At 26.8% G+C, this 3,197-nt stretch carries 4 protein-coding genes; all 4 read right to left on the minus strand.

What is annotated here, in order from left to right; genetic code table 4:
• Nucleotides 1-51: 51 nt before the first annotated feature.
• Entirely contained in the window at nucleotides 52-324 is a 273-nt protein-coding gene (locus M0D11_RS05445; protein WP_252320819.1) for a hypothetical protein, read from the minus strand.
• Nucleotides 325-386: 62 nt separating this feature from the next.
• Nucleotides 387-2,525, minus strand: a complete 2,139-nt coding sequence (locus M0D11_RS05450; protein ID WP_252320821.1) for a heavy metal translocating P-type ATPase — start codon at nucleotides 2,523-2,525, stop codon at nucleotides 387-389.
• A complete protein-coding gene (locus M0D11_RS05455; RefSeq protein ID WP_252320823.1) occupies nucleotides 2,486-2,701 on the minus strand; it encodes a cation transporter in 216 nt (71 codons plus the stop codon). The genes M0D11_RS05450 and M0D11_RS05455 overlap by 40 nt, the downstream gene beginning before the upstream one ends.
• A gap of 204 nt (nucleotides 2,702-2,905) precedes the next feature.
• On the minus strand, nucleotides 2,906-3,197 hold a 292-nt coding region (locus tag M0D11_RS05460; RefSeq protein WP_252320825.1), incomplete at its 5' end, for a hypothetical protein.

A 3,197-nucleotide genomic window follows, 5' to 3' on the forward strand; every position in this document is an offset into this window, starting at 1 on the left:
CCTTTTAATTTTTAAAAATATAAAAAAAGTTACCTTAATTGGTAACTTTTTTTATATTTTTGATAAATTTCATTTATTTTGACTTGTTGAAGGTTTATCAATATCTTCTAAATTAATTGTTTCTCAATCATTATTTTCTCTTTCTTTTACTAATAGAGAAAGTTTGTTCTTATAATCATCAATTATCAGTTGATTAATTCTAATCAACTTTTCATCAGGGTTTGGTTCAACATTATTTTTTTCTTCTATAATACGTATCATTTCCTGTAAAATAGATATCTTTTGATCAAGCTCTGCTCTTTTTTCTTCATTTTGTCTAGCCATTTAAATTTCCCCTTTCAAAAAAAATAAAGTACTTTTTTATTTATTATTAATTTATATATTATCTAATATTTATATTTTCTTCATTTAAAAATTAATGAATTTCCAACAACAGTTATATCAGAAAGAGCCATCGCAATTGCAGCCAACGGTGGAATAATAAATCCGGCAGCAGCTAATGGAATAATGATAATATTATAACTAAATGCTCAAATAAAATTCATTCAAATATTATTTTTAGTTTTTTTAGTTAAAACAATAGCCTTATAAACAATACTAATATCATTATCAAGAATAGTAATATCACCAATTTTTTTAGCAATATCACTACCAGATCCCATTGCAATTGCTAAATCAGATTGTTCTAAGGCAATAACATCATTAATACCATCACCAACAAACGCTACTTTTTTCCCTTTTGCTTGTAAATCAGCAACAATTTGTGATTTACCTTGTGGTGTAACATTAGCAAAGTATGTTTCTATCCCAACGCGATTAGCAATAGCAAGTGTTTGTGATTCATTATCACCACTAATTAAAATAACCTCAATTCCCTGTTTTTTAACTTTTTCAATTGTTAATAATGCATTTGTTTGTAATTCATCTTCTAAAATAAAAATATTAGTAACAACTTTATTAATTGCCAATGCCAATACTTTCTGGCTAGGAGTAACTGTTTCAAAATCAAATGTTTTTAGAAATGGACTAAATGGCATTTTTGCTTTTTGTAAATTTTCAAGTGATGAAATTTGTAATTCTTCAGTTTGATATTTTGCTTTAATACCAAAACCAATTTGTTCTTTAACTTCGGTAATTGTCAATGATTGTCCAACATTATTAGTATTAGCATATAAAGAAAAAGCTAAAGCCAAAGGATGTGTTGAATGTTTTTCCATAGCAATTGCCTTATTAACATGTTTTTCTTGACCATAAATTTTAGTAATAACCAAATTACCAGTAGTTAATGTTCCTGTTTTATCAAAACAAATGGTATCAATCTTAGTAATTTTTTCAAAAGCACTAGCCTTATTATAAATGATTCCTATTTTTGCTGCTTTATTAATTCCAACAGCAACTGCTAATGGTGTTGCAATCCCTAATGCACAAGGACAAGCAATTATTAAAGTTGCAATTGCAATTTCTAATGATTCTTGCACACCATTACCTACTGCAAAATAACGAATAAGAAAAACTAAAATGGCAATTAAAATAACAGTTGGTGTAAATCACCCAGAAATTTTATCAGCCAATTTTTGTAATTTTGGTTTCTGAGATTGTGCATCTTCAACTGCCTTAATAATACTTGCTAATACTGTGTCTTTACCAATTTTAGTTGCTTTCATCCTAAAACTATCACCAACATTATTAGTTCCACCAATTAAATTTTGGTTAACTTGTTTCGTAATAACTTGCGATTCACCAGTTAACATTGATTCATTAATAAATGCTTCTTCACTAATTAATTGACCATCAGTAGGAATATTTTCACCTTTTCGAATAATTAAAATATCATTTAATTGTACATCTTCAATATTAATAAAAGTTTCTGTTTTGGTATTATAATCATATTTTAAGATTGATTTTGGTTTTAATGACATTAAACTTTCTAAGCCACTAGTAGCCCTTTTCTGTGCAACAGCACTAATTAAATCACCAAGTAAAACAATCATAATAATTGAAGCACTAACTTCAAAATATAAGTGTTCGGTTTTATTAATTATCATTAAATAAATAGAAAAAATAAATGCCGTTGTTGTTCCTAGTGCTACTAAAGTATGCATACCAGGTCATTTTTGTTTAATTAATTCTCGATAAATACCAATATAAAATTTACGACCAAAATAAAATTGAATTGGAAGTGCTAGTGCAAGTTGGACATAAGGATTACGTAAACTATCAAAAAATGAAGTATTAGGTATCATAATTAATAATAATGGTAGTAACAATATTCAACCAATAATAAGTTCAATTAAATCACGTAATTTAACATTATGTTGATGATTATGATGTTGTTCTGACATATGAGATTGATGTTGTTCACTACTATGACTATGACTACTATGATGACTATGACTACTATGATCATCTGTAATATCTTTCATATCAACTTGGTGACTCGTTTTTATATCTTTAATCTCAGTTTCAAACTTACAAATTTCATATCCTAAATGATGCATTGCTTTTTTAATTTTTTTTCATTTCAAAACTTAGGATCATAACTAAATTGTGCTTTTTTAGTAGCAAAATTGATACTAACAGTAATACCATCTTCTTTGGTAAAATGTCTTTCGATGACACTAGCACAAGAGGTACATGAAACATCTGACAGTACTGCTCTACTAATAACAAAATTATCATTTATATCACTTGTATTATTCATATTAACTTCATCTCCTCAAATTTTAATATTTTAATCTTTTTTATTATTTTTTAACACACAATATATACAAAAATAAATTATACACATTTTAATGTTAAAAAATATTAAAAACACTAAATCCCCAATAACATGATTGGCGATTTATTACCTTAAAAAGTAATATATTTATATTATAACATAGACTATCTTAAATCTAAAAATTAATTATAAACTGGCCATTTTCTTTGATTCTATTTTTACTTCAATTTGTGAATCTATATTATTTATAGCGGTTTTTTTATCTGCAAACTTATCATTGTCAACTTCAATTTGTCTTCTTTGTTTTTCATCAAATTTTTTTGCTGCATCTATGCCAAAAGTAATAGCACCACCAACAGCACCAACAGGAATACAAACAGGTAATATTACAGCATTGACAATCCCACCAACAGCACCAGCACTAGCAGCAGTTATCATATCAGTTTCTAATTGTTCTTCAGAACGGTCACTAACAACA

The sequence above is a fragment of the Spiroplasma endosymbiont of Lariophagus distinguendus genome (assembly GCF_023846195.1).
In the GTDB taxonomy this organism is placed as follows: domain Bacteria; phylum Bacillota_I; class Bacilli_A; order Mycoplasmatales; family VBWQ01; genus Spiroplasma_E.